The sequence below is a fragment of the Ectobacillus polymachus genome, assembly GCF_048159605.1.
Lineage (GTDB): Bacteria > Bacillota > Bacilli > Bacillales > Bacillaceae_G > Ectobacillus > Ectobacillus polymachus.
Genome location: NZ_JBLREB010000008.1, coordinates 1 through 16,458 on the forward strand (window position 1 = coordinate 1; position 16,458 = coordinate 16,458).

The 16,458-nt window shown below is 38.4% G+C and carries 16 protein-coding genes, 2 rRNA genes and 1 other annotated feature; all 18 genes read left to right on the plus strand.

Annotated features, from left to right (window positions below; all coding sequences use genetic code 11):
• Positions 1-84: ribosomal RNA gene (locus ACM5BR_RS17660) — 23S ribosomal RNA — on the plus strand; the annotation flags it as partial.
• Positions 85-138: 54 nt separating this feature from the next.
• Positions 139-254, plus strand: a 5S ribosomal RNA gene (gene rrf, locus ACM5BR_RS17665).
• A gap of 205 nt (positions 255-459) precedes the next feature.
• A complete protein-coding gene (locus ACM5BR_RS17670; RefSeq protein WP_416829395.1) occupies positions 460-921 on the plus strand; it encodes a CtsR family transcriptional regulator in 462 nt (153 codons plus the stop codon).
• Between the two features lie 20 nt (positions 922-941).
• Complete coding sequence (locus ACM5BR_RS17675; protein ID WP_416829397.1) at positions 942-1,487, plus strand: UvrB/UvrC motif-containing protein; 546 nt, start codon at positions 942-944, stop codon at positions 1,485-1,487.
• A 4-nt stretch (positions 1,488-1,491) separates the two neighbouring features.
• The gene (locus ACM5BR_RS17680; RefSeq protein WP_416829399.1) at positions 1,492-2,565 is read left to right on the plus strand and encodes a protein arginine kinase; all 1,074 of its coding nucleotides are present in this window, start codon (positions 1,492-1,494) and stop codon (positions 2,563-2,565) included.
• 13 nt (positions 2,566-2,578) lie between these two features.
• Entirely contained in the window at positions 2,579-5,014 is a 2,436-nt protein-coding gene (clpC, locus tag ACM5BR_RS17685; protein ID WP_416829401.1) for an ATP-dependent protease ATP-binding subunit ClpC, read from the plus strand.
• A 93-nt stretch (positions 5,015-5,107) separates the two neighbouring features.
• Complete coding sequence (gene radA / locus ACM5BR_RS17690) at positions 5,108-6,487, plus strand: DNA repair protein RadA (RefSeq protein ID WP_416829403.1); 1,380 nt, start codon at positions 5,108-5,110, stop codon at positions 6,485-6,487.
• Complete coding sequence (gene disA / locus ACM5BR_RS17695; RefSeq protein ID WP_416829404.1) at positions 6,487-7,560, plus strand: DNA integrity scanning diadenylate cyclase DisA; 1,074 nt, start codon at positions 6,487-6,489, stop codon at positions 7,558-7,560. Before radA ends, disA begins: the two co-directional genes overlap by 1 nt.
• Positions 7,561-7,706: 146 nt before the next feature.
• Positions 7,707-8,804, plus strand: a complete 1,098-nt coding sequence (locus ACM5BR_RS17700; protein ID WP_416829406.1) for a PIN/TRAM domain-containing protein — start codon at positions 7,707-7,709, stop codon at positions 8,802-8,804.
• A gap of 13 nt (positions 8,805-8,817) precedes the next feature.
• On the plus strand, positions 8,818-9,495 hold the full coding sequence (gene ispD, locus ACM5BR_RS17705; protein WP_416829408.1) for a 2-C-methyl-D-erythritol 4-phosphate cytidylyltransferase: 678 nt from the start codon (positions 8,818-8,820) through the stop codon (positions 9,493-9,495).
• Between the two features lie 12 nt (positions 9,496-9,507).
• Complete coding sequence (gene ispF / locus ACM5BR_RS17710; RefSeq protein ID WP_416829410.1) at positions 9,508-9,987, plus strand: 2-C-methyl-D-erythritol 2,4-cyclodiphosphate synthase; 480 nt, start codon at positions 9,508-9,510, stop codon at positions 9,985-9,987.
• 47 nt (positions 9,988-10,034) lie between these two features.
• Entirely contained in the window at positions 10,035-11,492 is a 1,458-nt protein-coding gene (gene gltX, locus ACM5BR_RS17715; protein ID WP_416829412.1) for a glutamate--tRNA ligase, read from the plus strand.
• Between the two features lie 53 nt (positions 11,493-11,545).
• Positions 11,546-11,760: a binding site (T-box leader), on the plus strand.
• 65 nt (positions 11,761-11,825) lie between these two features.
• Positions 11,826-12,491, plus strand: a complete 666-nt coding sequence (gene epsC / locus ACM5BR_RS17720; RefSeq protein WP_416829413.1) for a serine O-acetyltransferase EpsC — start codon at positions 11,826-11,828, stop codon at positions 12,489-12,491.
• Entirely contained in the window at positions 12,472-13,872 is a 1,401-nt protein-coding gene (cysS, locus tag ACM5BR_RS17725; RefSeq protein WP_416829414.1) for a cysteine--tRNA ligase, read from the plus strand. Before epsC ends, cysS begins: the two co-directional genes overlap by 20 nt.
• 2 nt (positions 13,873-13,874) lie before the next feature.
• Positions 13,875-14,282 (plus strand): Mini-ribonuclease 3, encoded by a 408-nt coding sequence (locus ACM5BR_RS17730; RefSeq protein WP_416829416.1) that lies wholly within the window; start codon positions 13,875-13,877, stop codon positions 14,280-14,282.
• Positions 14,279-15,022 carry a 23S rRNA (guanosine(2251)-2'-O)-methyltransferase RlmB gene (gene rlmB, locus ACM5BR_RS17735; protein WP_416829418.1) on the plus strand — a complete coding sequence of 248 codons (744 nt, stop codon included), beginning with the start codon at positions 14,279-14,281 and terminating at the stop codon, positions 15,020-15,022. The genes ACM5BR_RS17730 and rlmB overlap by 4 nt, the downstream gene beginning before the upstream one ends.
• A 2-nt stretch (positions 15,023-15,024) precedes the next feature.
• The gene (locus ACM5BR_RS17740; RefSeq protein ID WP_416829420.1) at positions 15,025-15,537 is read left to right on the plus strand and encodes an NYN domain-containing protein; all 513 of its coding nucleotides are present in this window, start codon (positions 15,025-15,027) and stop codon (positions 15,535-15,537) included.
• A gap of 64 nt (positions 15,538-15,601) precedes the next feature.
• On the plus strand, positions 15,602-16,270 hold the full coding sequence (locus tag ACM5BR_RS17745) for an RNA polymerase factor sigma-70 (RefSeq protein ID WP_416829422.1): 669 nt from the start codon (positions 15,602-15,604) through the stop codon (positions 16,268-16,270).
• Positions 16,271-16,458: the final 188 nt, after the last annotated feature.

Consider the following 16,458-nt stretch of genomic DNA (forward strand, 5'->3'; position numbering starts at 1 on the left):
AAGATGATCAGGTAGATAGGTCTGGGGTGGAAGCGTGGTGACACGTGGAGCTGACAGATACTAATCGATCGAGGGCTTATCCAAAAAGATTTTTTACACCCTGTTACCTAGTTTTGAAGGAACTTACCTTCTAATAGGTCTAGTGATGATGGCGAAGAGGTCACACCCGTTCCCATACCGAACACGGAAGTTAAGCTCTTCAGCGCCAATGGTAGTTGGGACTTTGTCCCTGTGAGAGTAGGACGTCGCTAGGCAAATCGAAAGAACCAGTCATAATGATTGGTTCTTTTTTGCGTGTTTAAGGCAATGAATGATTTTTCCCCGTAGATTCTATCCGTACAAGATTAAAGAGAATTTAATTTGGCAAAAATATAGTTAAGAGCAAAACAGTTGCAAATTTTTATGGGATATATATAATTAAAGTCAAAGATAGTCAAAGTCAATAAAGGTGGAAGGTGAATGAAGAATATATCAGATATCATCGAACAATACTTGAAGCGGGTTATTGACTTAAGTGAAAATAATCATATTGTAATTAAACGTAGTGAAGTTGCAGACAAATTCGATTGTGTCCCTTCTCAAATTAATTATGTGATCAATACTCGTTTTACGTTAGAGCATGGATTTATAGTAGAGAGCAAAAGAGGCGGGGGAGGTTACATTCGCATTATTAAAGTAAAGCTTCATGATGAAATCGATTTAATCGACCAAATGCTACAACTAGTAGGTACTAGTATTGCACAGACTGGTGCAGAGAACATTATTCATCGATTATTTGATGAAAAAATTATATCGAACAGAGAAGCAAAACTGATGATAAGTGTAATTGACCGTGCTATCTTGCAAATAGATTTACCATACAGAGATGAATTGCGAGCTCGAATTGTAGAAGCTATGCTAACCGCGCTCAAATATAAGTAGCTTTAAAGGTGGGATGGAATATGCTTTGTCAGGAATGCCAAACAAGACCAGCTACGATGCATTTCACAAAAATAGTAAATGGACAAAAAACAGAAACTCATATTTGTGAACAATGTTCAAATGAGAAGGGATACTCTAATTTCTTCTCATCACACAACCATGACTTTTCTTTTAATAATCTTCTAGCTGGCTTATTAAATATGCAGCAGGCTGAAGAGGAAAAAACAGAAAATCCGTTTGAACAGCAAGAACCATATTGTCCAAAGTGTCATATGACATATCAGCGTTTTACACAAATTGGACGACTTGGATGTGCGCATTGTTATGAAGCGTTTGCGGATAATTTGAACCCTGTACTTCGCCGCTTGCATAGTGGAAATATGGAGCATCAAGGTAAAATACCCAAGCGTATAGGAGGAAATCTCCACTTACAAAAAGAATTAGATGAATTAAAGCAAAAATTACAGCAACATATTCAAAAAGAAGAATTCGAAGAGGCTGCGAAAGATCGTGATCGTATTCGAATGATTGAAAAACAACTTAGTGATCATAGAAAGGAGGAGTAGTTCTATGTCACTTGATCACATTATGAATGATGCGATCAGTCCTTGGATGAAGGAAAGCGGTCCCGATTCAGACATTGTGCTAAGTAGTCGTATTCGCTTAGCTAGAAATTTACGAGACTTTTTATTTCCTACATTATTAACAAATGAAGAAGTAAAAGTAATTAATACGAAACTAGAACAAATTATTCAAGAACCACTAACTGATTTTGGCAAAATGGAATTTTTAAAAATGAATGATTTACAGCCAATTCAAAGACGCGTTCTCATGGAAAAACATTTAATTAGTCCAGACTTAGCTGGGAATGCAATATCAGGTTCTTGTCTATTATCAGAAAATGAGCAAATCAGTATTATGATCAATGAAGAGGATCATATTCGTATACAATGTTTATTTCCAGGATTTCAATTATCAGAAGCGTTGCAACTAGCAAATACTGTAGATGACTGGCTAGAGATGCATGTAGAATATGCATTTGATGAACATCTCGGATATTTGACGAGCTGTCCGACAAATGTAGGAACAGGACTTCGCGCTTCTGTTATGATGCACTTACCTGCATTAGTATTAACACAGCAAATGAATCGAATTGCAACTGCCATAAATCAACTTGGCTTAGTTGTACGAGGTATTTACGGAGAAGGCAGCGAAGCACTTGGAAATATTTTTCAAGTTTCCAATCAAATTACGCTTGGTAAATCAGAAGAAGATATTATCGAAGATTTAAAGAGTATTGTTGCTCAATTAATTCAACAAGAGAGAGTAGCAAGAAAGGCTTTGATGAATACATCTGGTATTCAGTTAGAAGACAAAGTATTTCGTTCATATGGAACTCTTGCAAACAGTCGTTTAATTGAATCCGAAGAAGCAGCGAGCTGCTTATCTGATGTTCGATTAGGGATTGATTTAGGTTATATCCAGAATATTTCACGTAATATTCTGACAGAACTTATGATATTAACTCAGCCAGGAGTATTGCAGCAATACGCAGGTGGGCCATTGCAACCGGAAGATCGGGATTCTCGTAGAGCCTCTCTTATTCGAGAACGGTTGCTATTAGAACAGAATAAAAATAAATAGGAGGCGAATTCATATGATGTTTGGAAGATTTACTGAACGTGCACAAAAAGTGTTAGCACTATCCCAAGAAGAAGCAATTCGAATTGGTCATAACAATATTGGTACAGAGCACATTTTGTTAGGGCTTGTTCGAGAAGGAGAAGGTATTGCTGCTAAAGCACTTCTTGCTCTTGGACTAAGTCCAGAAAAAATCCAAAAAGAAGTAGAAGCTTTAATTGGCCGCGGCACGGAAGTAACCCAAACCGTTCACTACACACCGCGTGCAAAGAAAGTCATTGAGCTTTCCATGGATGAAGCAAGAAAACTTGGTCATTCTTATGTTGGTACTGAACATATTCTTCTTGGCCTCATTCGAGAAGGAGAAGGTGTTGCAGCCCGTGTTCTCAACAATCTTGGCGTAAGCTTAAATAAAGCAAGACAGCAAGTTCTTCAGCTTTTAGGAAGCAATGAAGCAACTCCAGGAAGTCAATCTGGAACGACGTCACATGCGAATACACCAACACTTGATAGCTTAGCAAGAGACTTAACCGCTATTGCTCGTGAAGGACGACTTGATCCTGTAATCGGACGAAGCAAGGAAATCCAAAGAGTTATTGAGGTGTTAAGTCGCAGAACGAAAAATAATCCAGTATTAATCGGTGAACCTGGAGTAGGGAAAACAGCGATTGCAGAAGGATTAGCACAACAAATCATTCAAAACGAAGTACCTGAAACATTACGTGATAAACGAGTTATGACACTTGATATGGGAACTGTAGTTGCTGGAACAAAATATCGCGGTGAATTTGAAGATCGTTTGAAAAAGGTTATGGATGAAATCCGTCAAGCTGGAAATATCATTCTCTTTATTGATGAGCTTCATACGTTGATTGGTGCAGGCGGGGCAGAAGGCGCCATTGATGCATCTAATATTTTAAAGCCATCCTTAGCTCGTGGTGAACTACAATGTATTGGTGCAACAACACTTGATGAGTACCGTAAATATATTGAAAAGGATGCAGCCTTAGAAAGACGCTTCCAACCTATTCAAGTAGATGAACCGAGTGCTGCAGAATCTATTCAAATTCTAAAAGGATTACGTGATCGCTACGAAGCACATCATCGTGTATCTATTACCGATGAATCGATTGAGGCAGCTGTAAAATTGTCCGATCGTTATATTACCGATCGTTTCTTGCCGGATAAAGCCATTGATTTAATTGATGAAGCTGCATCAAAAGTGCGCTTACGCTCCTATACAGCACCACCAAACCTAAAGGAATGCGAACAAAAGCTAGAAGAAGTGAGAAAAGAGAAAGATGCAGCAGTGCAAAGTCAAGAGTTTGAAAAGGCTGCATCATTACGTGACACAGAACAACGCTTACGTGAGCAATTAGAGGATACGAAGCAACAATGGAAAGAGAAACAAGGAAAAGAAAATTCTGAAGTGACGGTAGAAGACATTGCAAGTGTTGTATCAACTTGGACTCGTATTCCAGTATCGAAACTTGCACAAACCGAAACAGATAAATTGTTAAATCTTGAAAATGTTCTACATGACCGTTTAATTGGGCAAGATGAAGCAGTTGTCGCTGTAGCGAAAGCTGTACGCCGTGCAAGAGCTGGATTAAAGGATCCAAAACGTCCAATCGGATCGTTCATTTTCCTAGGACCAACAGGAGTCGGAAAAACAGAGCTGGCTCGTGCATTAGCAGAATCTATGTTTGGTGATGAAGACGCCATGATTCGAATTGATATGTCAGAATACATGGAGAAACACTCAACCTCTCGTCTTGTAGGTTCTCCTCCAGGATATGTAGGATATGACGAAGGTGGTCAGCTTACAGAAAAGGTTCGTAGAAAACCATATTCTGTAATCTTACTTGATGAAGTAGAAAAGGCACATCCAGACGTATTCAACATTTTACTTCAAGTGTTAGAAGATGGTCGATTAACAGATTCAAAAGGCCGCACAGTTGATTTCCGAAATACAATTGTTATTATGACATCTAACGTTGGAGCAGCAACATTAAAACAAACGCAGCATCTTGGATTTAATGTACAGGATGAAAGCAGGGAATTTAACGATATGAAAGAGAAAGTGATGAAAGAATTAAAGCAAGCATTTCGTCCAGAATTCTTAAACCGTATCGATGAAATCATCGTGTTCCATCCATTAGAAAAGAAACATATTCGACAAATTGTAACACTTATGGCTCATCAACTGCAAAATCGTTTAAATGAACAAGAAATTGAACTAGAATTAACGGATGCAGCACTTGATTTAGTAGCAGATAAGGGCTTTGATGCAGAATATGGAGCACGTCCATTACGCCGTGCTATTCAAAAGCACATTGAAGACCGATTATCTGAGGAACTTCTAAAGGGTACAATTGAAAAGGGACAGAAGGTTGTACTCGATGTAGAAGGAGAATCATTTGTCATTCGCAGCGTAGAAAAGGTAAAATAATAAATAAGGAAAAGAAAAGGGCTGGTCAGTAGCCCTTTTTCTTTTATCGAAAAACGAAACCTTAAAGTATGTGAATGATGGTAGGGGGAAACAATGGCCAAAAAGAAAACAAAATTTGTTTGTCAAAATTGCGGTTATGAGTCACCGAAATGGATGGGTAAATGCCCTGGATGCTCAGAGTGGAATACACTTGTAGAGGAAATAGAAGCGCAGGTATCTTCTCATCGAGTCATGTTTGCCACAATAAAACAATCGGAAGAAACGAAGCCTCGGCCTATAACAAATGTAGAGACAAAAAATGAAGCACGTATTACGACTAAATTCCAGGAACTAAATCGTGTATTGGGAGGCGGAATAGTGGATGGCTCCCTTGTGCTTATTGGTGGCGATCCCGGAATTGGCAAGTCCACGTTACTTCTACAAGTATCATCCCAACTCGCTGAAAAATCCTATCAAGTTCTATACATATCAGGAGAAGAGTCACAGAAGCAAATTAAGCTTCGTGCTGACCGTCTTCAAGTTAGTAGTGATCAATTATATGTATATTCCGAAACAGATTTACAGCGTATCGTAGAGCATGTAGAGAAAATGAATCCTTCCTTTGTTGTAATCGATTCAATTCAAACCATATATTTACCAGAGGTGACATCTGCGCCAGGAAGCGTTTCACAAGTACGTGAATGTACAGCAGAATTAATGAAATTAGCAAAATTTAAGGGTATTCCTATTTTCATTGTCGGTCATGTTACAAAGGAAGGTAATATTGCAGGTCCGCGTATGCTAGAGCATATGGTAGATGCAGTGTTGTACTTTGAAGGAGAAAGACATCATACATATCGTATTTTGCGAGCAGTAAAAAACAGATTTGGTTCTACAAATGAAATTGGAATATTTGAAATGAAAGAGCTAGGGTTACAAGAAGTTTTAAACCCATCCGAAATTTTTCTAGAAGAACGACCAGTAGGTGTTGCAGGCTCCACCGTAGTAGCCTCTATGGAAGGAACTCGCCCCGTTCTTGTTGAAATTCAAGCATTAATATCTCCAACCAGCTTCGGAAATCCTAGACGTATGGCGACAGGGATTGATCATAATCGTGTATCTCTTATTATGGCTGTACTAGAAAAACGAGCAGGCATGCTTTTGCAAAATCAAGATGCCTATTTGAAAGTTGCAGGTGGCATGAAGCTAGATGAACCAGCAATTGATTTAGCAGTCGCCTTAAGTATTGCGTCAAGCTTTCGGGATAAGGCTACTTCTCCTACAGATGCAGTTATCGGTGAAGTTGGACTAACAGGGGAGATTAGAAGAGTTTCACGGATTGAACAGCGCGTACAGGAAGCAGCAAAGCTTGGATTTAAGCGGGTTATCCTCCCAAAGAAAAATATAGGTGGCTGGACCATCCCAGACGGAATTGAAGTAGTCGGTGTATCCAATATTGGAGAGGCTCTTCGATATACACTAGGAGGATCGTAATGGAAGAAGCAAAACAAAAATCAAATAATATTATTTCTATCTTACAGTTAGTCGCTCCTGGAACTCCATTACGGGAGGGAATTGAAAATGTACTTCGTGCACAAACTGGTGGACTCATCGTGCTTGGTTACAATGAACAAATTAAAGCGATTGTTGATGGAGGCTTTCATATTAATTGTTCCTTTTCTCCTTCTAATTTATATGAGCTAGCAAAAATGGATGGGGCACTTATTCTAAATGAAACAGGTACAAAAATTATATTAGCTAATGCGCAGCTAACGCCAGAGGCTCATATTGGATCAATTGAAACAGGTATGCGACATCGTACAGCAGAGCGAGTTGCTAAACAAACAGGAAATCTCGTTATTGCAATTTCACAAAGAAGAAATGTCATAACGTTGTATCAGGGACATTTGCGGTATACATTAAAGGATATCGGAGTCATTTTAACGAAAGCAAATCAAGCAATACAAACATTAGAAAAATATAAAGCCGTATGGTTAGAAGGAATAACGAACTTAGGTGTATTTGAATTTGAGGAGATTGTGACAATTTCTGAAGTCGTACACGTTTTACATAGTGTAGAAATGGTACTTCGTATTAAAAATGAAATTTATAATTATATCCATGAGCTTGGTACGGAAGGAAGACTGATTCGCTTGCAATTAACGGAATTAATTGCAGATTTAGAGGAAGAAGCGGCACTGCTCATAAAGGACTATTATCAAGGGAAAACACAAGATTATAAACAAGTACTAAAGAAACTTCAAGAATTTTCGAATACAACTTTACTAGAAGACAGTGATATATTAAAGCTTCTAGGATTCTCTATTCAAGTAAACATGGAAGAAAGTATTATGCCTCGTGGCTATCGAATCTTAGGAAAAATTTCAAAACTTCCTCCACTAATTATTGAAAATTTAATCCAACGCTTTAAAAATTTGCATGGGATTTGTCGAGCAACTATTGCAGATTTAGATGAAGTAGACGGAATTGGAGAAGTACGTGCGAAGAAAATACGTGATGGATTAAAACGAATCCAAGAGCATTTATACATGAGTCGGCACAATTAATTTTGTGACATATATGTGACAATATCGTAAGATTTAAACCTTAGTTAAATATGGTATGATATATTGGTAAGCAAACTATTTAAATGCTTTGTTATTACATGTTTTTAATATAGCAAGAATGTCTATAATGTGTAGGAGGTGGTTTCATGATAAAACGAATCGTACAGCTTTTCTTTATCGTTATAGGAGGAGCGTTAGGAATATTTTTAATTCCTAAAATCATAGATGTATTAAATATTGGTCCTGATAGTTGGTTATCTTTATCATATGTGCGTGCCATCATTGGTGCGATAGTGTTATTTCTCGCTACGTTTTGGGTGGTTGATTATATCGTCCGTTTTATTAAAACTGTAGAAGAAGCGATGGTTAAAGCACCAGTTACAGATGTATTATTTGGTAGTTTGGGACTTATTTCTGGACTTATAGTGGCCTACTTAATTCTTTTACCTATTAAATCAATTACCATTCCAATGATTAGTACTGTGTTGCAAATATTTATTACATTGCTTCTTGGTTATTTAGGGTTTCAAGTTGGATTTAAGAAACGTAATGAGCTTGTTGCATTGTTTTCACTCCCGCAGCGTGGAAGCAAGAAGAAGAATGCAACGGAGGAAGAAGGGGAAGAAGCACCCCAAGATAACTTTAAATTATTGGATACAAGTGTTATTATCGATGGCCGCATTGCAGATATTTGTCAAACAGGCTTTTTTGAGGGAACAATTTTAATTCCTCATTTTGTATTAGAAGAACTTCAGCATATAGCAGATTCCTCTGATACATTAAAGCGTAATCGTGGTCGCCGAGGTCTGGATATATTAAATAAAATTCAAAAAGAACTTGCGATTAAAGTTGAAATTTATGATGGTGATTTTGAAGATATTCAAGAAGTAGATAGTAAATTAGTAAAGCTAGCTAAAATATTAAATGGTGTTGTTGTAACGAACGACTTTAATTTAAATAAAGTTTGTGAGTTGCAGGGAGTTAAGGTGTTAAACATTAATGACTTAGCAAATGCCATAAAGCCTGTTGTGCTTCCTGGTGAAGAGTTAAATGTTTATGTTGTAAAGGATGGAAAAGAGCACAATCAAGGTGTAGCATATTTAGATGATGGTACGATGATAGTAGTAGAAGATGGAAGGGATTTCATCGGTACACAGCTTGTTGTTTTAGTAACGAGTGTACTTCAAACATCAGCTGGCCGTATGATTTTTGCTAAAAGAAAGTTACTCGAAAAAGCACAATAAGCAGGAGTAATCTATGAAATATACACTTATCATTCCAGCAGCGGGACGAGGGAAACGGATGGGAGCAGACAAAAACAAATTGTTTTTGTCAATCTCTTCTGTTCCTCTTATTATTCATACATTACGTGCATTTGAACAAGATGTAAAATGCGAACGAATCATACTTGCAATTCACGAAGATGATCAGGCATTGTTCGAACATTTTATTTTAAAGTACGATATAAAAAAAGAAATAGTGTTTGTTAAGGGCGGGCAAGAACGACAAGATAGTGTCTATAATGCTGTTATGAAGGCAATAGACTCGAGCTATGTACTTGTCCACGATGGAGCTCGTCCTTTTATTACACAAGCAGTTATCGATGATGTATTACGTATGGCTCAGTGTAAGGGAGCATCCATTTGTGCTGTTCCTGTAAAAGATACAATTAAGCGCGTACAGGATATGTCAGTGGTTGAAACCATTGAACGTTCTAGCCTTTGGTCTGTACAAACACCACAGGGCTTTCAAACATCTATTCTATATGAAGCGCATGAACGTGCTAAGAAAGATGGTTTTTTTGGAACAGACGATGCAAGTCTTGTTGAATATATCCAAAAAGAAGTAGGAGTCGTACAGGGAAGCTATTATAATATAAAAATAACAACCCCTGACGATTTGGTTGTAGCAGAAAGTTTTCTTTCAGATAGGTAGGGAGGGAGTTCCATGTTTCGAATTGGACAAGGATTTGATGTACATGCATTTGCAGGAGGAAGACCGCTCATTATCGGAGGAATAACCATTCCCTATGAGAAGGGCTTGCTCGGTCATTCGGATGCGGATGTATTGCTCCATGCAATAAGTGATGCATGTCTAGGGGCAATTGCAGCAGGAGATATCGGAAAGCATTTCCCTGATACAGATGTAGCCTTCAAAGATGCAGACTCTGCAGTATTACTTGAAAAGGTATGGGAATTTGTCCAAGAAAGAGGTTATGAATTAGCAAATCTCGATTGTACAATTATTGCGCAAAAACCGAAAATGGCACCTTATATTGAGCAAATGAGACAGCGTATTAGTAACATTTTATCTACATCTATTGAGAATATAAATGTAAAAGCTACCACAACAGAAAAACTAGGATTTACAGGACGTGAAGAAGGAATTGCATCCCAAGCAGTTGTATTGTTGAAAAAAAAGCAATAACCTTATACACTTTATAGGTATGAAATATAGACGGAAGGTGTCCACACATGTCAAACAAAGTAAGATTGAGATATGCACCAAGCCCTACGGGACATTTGCATATTGGGAATACAAGAACAGCGCTATTTAACTATCTATTTGCTAAGCACCATGGAGGAGACTTCATCATCCGCATTGAAGATACGGATTTAAAGCGGAATGTTGAAGGCGGAGAGGAAAGTCAATTAAATAATTTAAAATGGCTTGGAATCGGTTGGGATGAAGGTCCCGATATCGGAGGCCCATATGGTCCTTATCGCCAAACAGAGCGTTTAGATATTTATAAAAACTTGTATGAACAACTGTTAGAACGCGGGTTAGCATATAAATGTTATGTGACAGAAGAAGAACTAGAAGCTGAACGAGAAGCACAAATGGCTGCAGGGGAAACACCTCGATACTCAGGAGCGCACCGCAATTTAACGGAAGAACAAATGAAGGAATTTGAAGCACAAGGACGCGTGCCTAGCATTCGTTTCCGTGTGCCTGATAATAAAGACTATACATTCCATGATCTTGTAAAAGGTGATGTAACATTTAATTCAAGTGATTTTGGTGATTTTGTTATTGTGAAAAAAGACGGCATCCCAACTTATAACTTTGCAGTAGCAATAGATGATCATTTGATGGAAATTTCCCATGTACTTCGCGGCGAAGAGCATTTGTCCAATACACCAAAGCAACTAATGATTTATGAAGCATTTGGCTGGGAAGTACCTGAATTTGGTCATATGACACTCATCGTCAATGAAAATAGAAAGAAATTGAGTAAGCGTGATGAATCGGTTCTTCAATTTATTTCACAATATGCAGAGCTAGGATACTTACCAGAGGCATTATTAAACTTCATTGGTCTTTTAGGATGGTCTCCTGTTGGAGAAGAGGAAATTTTTACAAAGGAACAGTTTATTGAAATGTTCGATGCTGCTCGTTTGTCAAAATCTCCAGCTGTATTTGATACGCAAAAGTTAAAATGGATGAATAACCAATATGTGAAGCAACAATCGCTTGAACGTGTTGTTGAACTAAGCTTGCCTCATCTTGTGAAAGCTGGTCTCGTAAGTAATAATATGAATGACCAAGAAATAGCTTGGGTTACAGATTTGATCGCACTGTATCATGATCAAATGAGCTACGGGGCAGAAATCGTGGAATTGTCTGAACTGTTCTTCCAAGATGAAGTAGTTTATGACGAAGCAGGTCAAGCAATTTTAGGAGAAGAACAAGTACCTGTAGTATTAGCTGCCTTTGCAGAAGAGCTAGAAGTACTAGAAGAATTCACACCTGAGAACATTAAAGCCGCTATTAAAGCAGTTCAAAAGAAAACAGGAAATAAGGGTAAGAAGCTCTTTATGCCAATTCGTGTGGCTGCAACAGGAGAAGAGCACGGACCTGAGCTTCCAAATGCTATCAAGCTATTAGGCAAGGAAAAGGTAATAAATCGAATTAATAAATTGATTCATTAACAAATGGGTCTATTTTGAAATATAATGAATGTACATCTAATAAAAACGTACATGATAAAGCGAAGAGAAGGAAGAGTAAGTTAAACAAATTCTTGTTAGAGAGAACCACCACCCGGCTGAAAGTGGTTTAGGAATTGTTTTTCTGAAGTGCGCCTTCGAGTCTTCTGTTGAATAAAGTAGGCAGAAGCGGCAACGACCGTTATCCCATTAGAGTTAAGTTGCAGTTTGACTTAAACAGAGTGGAACCGCGCACATAGGCGCCTCTGTATACACAGAGGTGTCTTTTTTTTGGCTTTTGAATACTGGAAATAGATAAAGAAGGGGGAGAAACGAATGTTTAAGAGGCTCCGTGAGGATGTGAAAGTTATTTTCGAACAAGATCCAGCAGCAAGAAATTATGCTGAGGTCATTTTGACATATTCAGGCTTACATGCGATTTGGTCACATCGTATCGCTCATGCTTTATATAAACGTCGCTTTTTCTTTCTCGCTAGGGCCACCTCGCAAATGAGTCGCTTTTTTACAGGCATTGAAATTCATCCAGGAGCAAAAATTGGGCGACGTTTCTTTATCGATCATGGTATGGGAGTTGTGATAGGGGAAACGTGTGAGATTGGAGATAACGTTAGTGTGTTTCAAGGTGTCACTTTAGGCGGTACAGGAAAAGAAAAGGGAAAACGACATCCAACCATTCAAGATAATGTATTAATTGCTACTGGGGCAAAGGTGTTAGGTTCTATCACGGTAGGAGAAAATTCAAAAATCGGAGCTGGTTCGGTTGTATTAAAAGAGGTACCGCCGAATTCAACCGTAGTGGGGATCCCGGGCCGAGTCGTCATTCGTGATGGTGTGAAAATAAAGAAGGATTTAAATCATTCAGATTTACCGGATCCGATTGCGGATAAATTACGGGATATGGAAAAAGAAATTCACCAATTAAAGCATCAATTGGAGATCAGGAAGGAAGGGAAGAATTCTAATGACTATTTATCTTTATAATACGTTAACGCGCATAAAAGAAGAGTTTATACCGCTAGAAGCAGGCAAAGTAAAAATGTATGTATGCGGTCCTACGGTTTACAACTATATTCATATTGGGAATGCACGTCCAGCAATCGTCTTTGATACGGTAAGACGCTATTTAGAATATAAAGGGTACGAAGTGCAGTATGTTTCCAATTTTACAGATGTAGATGATAAATTAATTCGTGCTGCAAAAGAACTTTCAGAAGATGTGCCATCTATTGCGAATCGTTTTATAAATGCTTATTTTGAAGATGTGGAGGCACTTGGCTGCCGTCATGCGGACGTTCATCCCCGCGTAACAGAAAATATGGATATCATTATTTCCTTTATTCAGGAATTAGTGAACAAAGGCTTTGCTTATGAATCGGAAGGCGATGTGTATTATAAAACTAAGGCATTTGAAGAGTACGGGAAGCTATCCCATCAGTCTATTTCCGATTTGCGTTCTGGTGCACGTATTGAAGTAGGTGAGAAGAAGCAAGATCCGCTTGATTTCGCATTGTGGAAGGCTGCCAAGGAAGACGAAATCTCATGGGATAGTCCATGGGGAAAGGGACGTCCAGGCTGGCATATTGAATGCTCTGCAATGGCACGTAAATATTTAGGAGACACGATTGATATTCATGCAGGCGGGCAAGACCTCTCTTTTCCACACCATGAAAATGAAATCGCACAATCTGAGGCATTGACAGGAAAACCATTCGCTCATTACTGGCTTCATAATGGCTATATCAATATAAACAATGAAAAAATGTCAAAGTCACTCGGGAATTTTGTTCTTGTTCATGATATTATTCAACAATATGAAGCAAGATTAATTCGATTCTTCATCTTGTCTGTTCATTATCGTCATCCTATTAACTTTAGTGAAGAACTGCTGCAAAGTACACAAAATGGGCTGGAACGAATTCAAACTTCGTATCTTAATTTAAAGCATCGTCTGAAAAGCAGTACGAACTTAACGGAAAACGATGATGCATGGCTTCAGGACCTAAAGGAATTCCGTAAACAATTTGAAGAGGCAATGGACGATGACTTTAATACTGCAAATGCAATAACGATCCTGTATAACTTAGCGAATTTTGCAAATCAATATTTGTTAGAGCCGCACACGTCTACATCTGTTATCGAAGCATTAATAAACGAATTGAGTGATTTATTTGGCATAATAGGATTATCACTTGATGAGCAAGAAGATTTACTGGACGAGGAAATTGACTTGCTTATTCAAGAACGTATAGATGCACGTAAAAATCGCAATTTTGCACGGGCAGATGAGATTCGTGATGAATTAAAGGCGCGTAATATTATAATCGAAGATACGCCTCAAGGCCCTAGATGGAAAAGAGGATAAGTATGGTAGACGCAAAACAGTTGAATAGTCTAGCGTTAGCGTATATGGGTGATGCGGTGTATGAACAATACATCCGTCATCACCTTCTAATGCAAGGAGCAATAAGACCCAATCATCTCCACCGCACTGCAACGAAATACGTTTCCGCTAAGGCTCAAGCTAAAATTATTCTAACTTTGATAGAGAGTGAACAAATAACGGAAGAAGAACTAGATGTCGTGAAGCGAGGAAGAAATGCAAAGTCTGGGTCCGTACCAAAAAATACAGACGTTGTAACCTATCGCTACAGTACGGCGTTTGAGGCCCTTCTTGGTTATCACTATTTATCAGGAAACATGGAACGTATGGAAGAACTTGTGAAACAAAGCATTAATATTATAGAAAGAGAGAAAGGGGGACAAGCAAGGTGAATGAAGAATACATCATTGGTAGAAATACAATTATCGAAGCCCTTCGGTCAGGTCGCGACATTAATAAAATTTGGGTGGCAGAAGGTGCAGGCAAAGGTCAAATCCAAGTGGTTTTACAGCTTGCTAAAGAAAAAGGCATTATCGTACAACAGTCTCCGAAAAAAAAGCTCGATCAAATGGTGGAAGGAAATCATCAAGGTGTAGTTGCTCAAGTAGCTGCGTATGCCTATAGCGAGCTTGATGATTTATTTATCCGGGCTAAAGAGCGAGGAGAAGAGCCGTTTTTCTTACTTCTAGATGAGATTGAAGATCCGCATAATCTTGGCAGTATTATGAGAACAGCAGATGCTGTAGGTGCACATGGAATTATTATCCCAAAACGCAGGGCGGTAGGACTTACTGCTACAGTAGCAAAGGCATCTACCGGCGCAATCGAGTATATACCGGTTGTGAGAGTTACGAACATCTCACGAACGCTAGATGAGCTGAAGGATCGTGGAGTTTGGGTTGCTGGTACTGACGCAAAAGGTAAAGAAGATTTTCGTAATCTAGATGGTACAATGCCTCTATGTGTTGTAATCGGAAGTGAAGGGAAAGGTATGAGCCGTCTCGCAACAGAAAAGTGCGATTTTCTTGTACAATTGCCGATGGTCGGAAAAGTAACCTCCTTAAATGCTTCCGTTGCCGCAAGCCTTTTAATGTATGAGGTATTTCGAAAGCGACACCCAATCGGTATATAGTTATGAAAGAAATTCTGCTCGTAGATGGATACAACATAATAGGAGCTTGGGAATCACTGCGAATCTTACGTGACAAAGATTTGCAGGGTGCCCGGGACCTTCTCATAGATAAGATGGCCGATTATCAGGCGTTTACGGGAATTAGAGTGATTATCATATTCGATGCATACATTGTACAAGGAATCGAAAAGAAGATGAAGCAAGCCAAGGTAGAGGTTATTTTTACACGTAAAAATCAGACAGCAGATGAAAAAATCGAGCAGCTAGCGATACAGCTTCGAAAGATTGATACGCGTATCCATGTTGCTACATCCGATTATACAGAGCAATGGGCAATCTTTGGACAAGGAGCGCTGCGGAAATCTGCGCGAGAGCTCGAAATTGAAGTGCAGTCCATTGAGAAACAGGTAAGAAGGGAAATTAAGGAAAAATCTATTTCGAAAGGTATGTTCGAACCAAGGTTTAGTAAAGAAGTTACAGAAAAATTAGAAAAATTACGGCGTGGGAAGCGTTGAGGTTATTGACGCTTCTAAAGCGCTTACTGTATAATATTTCTAACTAACTTTTGGGGGCGGTGCGATGAAAGTGGAATCAGAAATCTTACGTGAAAGCGGCTCACAGTTTTTAGGCCTAGAGGATGAGGAAATCGTAGAATTTGTACGAACAGGAGACGACGAAGCGCTAGAGTACCTGATTCATAAATACAAAAATTTCGTACGTGCGAAATCAAGATCCTACTTTTTAGTGGGTGCAGATCGGGAAGATATTGTTCAAGAAGGTATGATTGGATTATTTAAAGCCATTCGTGATTACAAAGAGGACAAGCTATCTTCATTTAAAGCATTTGCTGAATTATGTATTACTCGTCAAATTATCACCGCCATTAAAACAGCTACTAGACAAAAACACATCCCTTTAAATTCCTATGTTTCGTTAGACAAGCCAATTTATGATGAAGAATCTGATCGAACCTTATTGGATGTCATTTCAGAAACAAAGGTTTCAGACCCCGAAGAGATGATTATTAGTCAAGAAGAATATATCGATATCGAGCTGAAAATATCTGAATTATTAAGCGATTTAGAAAGAAAAGTTCTTTCTCTCTATTTAGACGGTCGCTCGTACCAAGAAATCTCAGAACAATTGAACCGTCATGTGAAATCAATCGATAATGCACTGCAGAGGGTAAAACGTAAGCTAGAACGCTATGTAGATATGCGTGAAAGCACCGCTTTACATTCGATATAAAAGAAATGGTATTTAAAAAAGGCAGCAGTAGAATCTCGTAAATTTAGAGTTTCTGTTTCTGTCTTTTTTTAGCGATAAGTTATTCCTTTATAGGCGGAAGTTGTGGGTTGAATCAGGTTTTCTTATACTAGATGCATAATTGACATGCTCTTTGAAACTATGTTACATTTTTTATATACATGGTATTA

Coding starts and splice junctions, on each gene's coding strand:
- ACM5BR_RS17730 (WP_416829416.1), top strand. CDS start 13,875: ATGGTAGACGCAAAACAGTTGAATAGTCTAGCGTTAGCGTATATGGGT.
- ACM5BR_RS17740 (WP_416829420.1), top strand. CDS start 15,025: ATGAAAGAAATTCTGCTCGTAGATGGATACAACATAATAGGAGCTTGG.
- clpC (WP_416829401.1), top strand. CDS start 2,579: ATGATGTTTGGAAGATTTACTGAACGTGCACAAAAAGTGTTAGCACTA.
- ACM5BR_RS17670 (WP_416829395.1), top strand. CDS start 460: ATGAAGAATATATCAGATATCATCGAACAATACTTGAAGCGGGTTATT.
- ispF (WP_416829410.1), top strand. CDS start 9,508: ATGTTTCGAATTGGACAAGGATTTGATGTACATGCATTTGCAGGAGGA.
- ACM5BR_RS17675 (WP_416829397.1), top strand. CDS start 942: ATGCTTTGTCAGGAATGCCAAACAAGACCAGCTACGATGCATTTCACA.
- ACM5BR_RS17680 (WP_416829399.1), top strand. CDS start 1,492: ATGTCACTTGATCACATTATGAATGATGCGATCAGTCCTTGGATGAAG.
- gltX (WP_416829412.1), top strand. CDS start 10,035: ATGTCAAACAAAGTAAGATTGAGATATGCACCAAGCCCTACGGGACAT.
- ACM5BR_RS17700 (WP_416829406.1), top strand. CDS start 7,707: ATGATAAAACGAATCGTACAGCTTTTCTTTATCGTTATAGGAGGAGCG.
- ispD (WP_416829408.1), top strand. CDS start 8,818: ATGAAATATACACTTATCATTCCAGCAGCGGGACGAGGGAAACGGATG.
- ACM5BR_RS17745 (WP_416829422.1), top strand. CDS start 15,602: ATGAAAGTGGAATCAGAAATCTTACGTGAAAGCGGCTCACAGTTTTTA.
- radA (WP_416829403.1), top strand. CDS start 5,108: ATGGCCAAAAAGAAAACAAAATTTGTTTGTCAAAATTGCGGTTATGAG.
- disA (WP_416829404.1), top strand. CDS start 6,487: ATGGAAGAAGCAAAACAAAAATCAAATAATATTATTTCTATCTTACAG.
- cysS (WP_416829414.1), top strand. CDS start 12,472: ATGACTATTTATCTTTATAATACGTTAACGCGCATAAAAGAAGAGTTT.
- epsC (WP_416829413.1), top strand. CDS start 11,826: ATGTTTAAGAGGCTCCGTGAGGATGTGAAAGTTATTTTCGAACAAGAT.